General features: G+C 48.4%; 2 protein-coding genes. Both read right to left on the reverse strand.

Annotated elements, in window-relative coordinates; genetic code table 11:
- Positions 1-11: 11 nt before the first annotated feature.
- Complete coding sequence (locus ACFPIK_RS18110) at positions 12-1418, reverse strand: IS701 family transposase (RefSeq protein WP_377917865.1); 1407 nt, start codon at positions 1416-1418, stop codon at positions 12-14.
- 8 nt (positions 1419-1426) lie between these two features.
- Complete coding sequence (locus ACFPIK_RS18115; protein WP_377917867.1) at positions 1427-1633, reverse strand: hypothetical protein; 207 nt, start codon at positions 1631-1633, stop codon at positions 1427-1429.
- Between the last annotated feature and the right edge of the window lie 99 nt (positions 1634-1732).

Raw genomic sequence — 1732 nt, forward strand, 5'->3', positions numbered from 1 at the left:
CTCAAGTTTGGCTAATTTCTGGTATGAAACGCTGCTGCTAGTGTAGGATTATCTGATTTTTTGAGTGCTTGTAATTTTTTCTGGATGTTGACGAAGTCGGAGAAATTGATTTTTGAGGCGTCAGCCCAGCTTATTGCACGGAATAGATTGATCAGGTCTCCGGTTGTGGTTCGGATCGATTTTGTCGTTTTATACCATTTGGGTCTGGGCAGTTCCTGTTTTTTGGCTATCGAGGAAGCGACAAGCAGCATGGAATAGACAGCCGTAAGGAATGCGGGGACCTTTTGGCAGGTATCTTTGTTTCTGACTTGTGCCTGTCCGCAACCCAGGATTGTCTTCTGGTCTTTGAAGTTGACCTCGATCTCCCATCTCCAGAGGTATGCCTGTAACAGGGTAGCCAAGTCCATCTCCGGATCGCTGCAGAGCAGGTAAGCGGGTTCTCGGTATAAAAGTCTCGATTTTGTGGTTTTTCGGTAAGAGACAGGTCTGATGATGATCAGTTTGAGGTCTTTGTTGCCCGCCTTTCTCCAGCGGACTCTGGGAATCACTTTGAGGTCGAAGTCATGTACCTTGCCTGCTGCCCATGCTTTCACGCTGACCCATGGATAGTCGTTGGACTGACGGATTTGCTCGGGAGTGGGGAGGCTGTCACCATAAACTTTTTTACGCCCCTTTCCCGTTGCAGCTGCTTCTGCAGGCAGATAGAGGCTGGAGTCTTTCCGGATTCTTCCGATCAGGGCAGTCCGATCAGGAAGTCTTTTCAGAACCGCTTCGTTGGTATAGCTACCGTCCACGCTCACCACCAGCTGCCTGTCTTTGTACCCATCCTGATCGAGGTTGTCACGCAACAGCTTAATCCGTTCTGCCCCGATTACGCTGAGTTTAGCCTTTTTCTGGGTTTCCCGATAGTGCTCCCAATCAGACTCCACTCCTGATTTTCCGGGTTTTTTCACCGATGGACAGCAATGAAAATCTATGGGTATGGCTCTGGCCTGAACCGTTCCAAGTTTTTCAAAAAGGGAAAGAGAAACCTGAATGAAACGTTGACCCCAAACCAGGTTGGCCTGAAAAGGAGGCCCTAAGGGATCTCTCATCCATCGGCCTGCGAATACATTCTTTCCTCTTTTACGTAAGAGTGTGTCGTCCATATGGGCAAAAACATACCGCAGGGCCGGATCGCTCAACCCGATGACTTTTCTGCGGACGACTCCAAAAATACCGGCAATATCCATCCGTTCGCCCCTGAAAAGGCGGTAAGCGTACGTCCAATCCTTAAACTGGTCTCCACAGGCAGTCAGCCAGCCTGTGACTGTGCGGCGGCCCATGCAGGAAAGCACTCCGTCGACCAGCTTTTGGGCCTTTTTCCAGGTCCTGATCTGCTTGAAGCAGGATTGGCATTCGGAGAAAATACTTTCCAAAACTCCCTTTAGGTCTTCTTGGGAAGTTTTTTTTTAAGGTCCGATACGGACTGAACACTACGTTGAAGAACCAGGCGTTGATGGTCGTCGATGATCCACTCCACGACCTCTCCCTGTTGAAATTCAATGGCCTGGGCAACGGCAGCAGGAAAATTCACATACCACTGTTCACTTTTGGCTCGCTTGATGAGCTGTACTTTAGTCGGATAACCCATATCTAGTCTAATAACTAGATACAATATCCATAAAAAAAGGCCATAACTCCAAATTATGACCTACTTTTTTTCATCGACTAGTAAAGAGCCAAACATCAG

The organism is Algoriphagus aquatilis (assembly GCF_042657405.1).
Lineage (GTDB): Bacteria > Bacteroidota > Bacteroidia > Cytophagales > Cyclobacteriaceae > Algoriphagus > Algoriphagus aquatilis.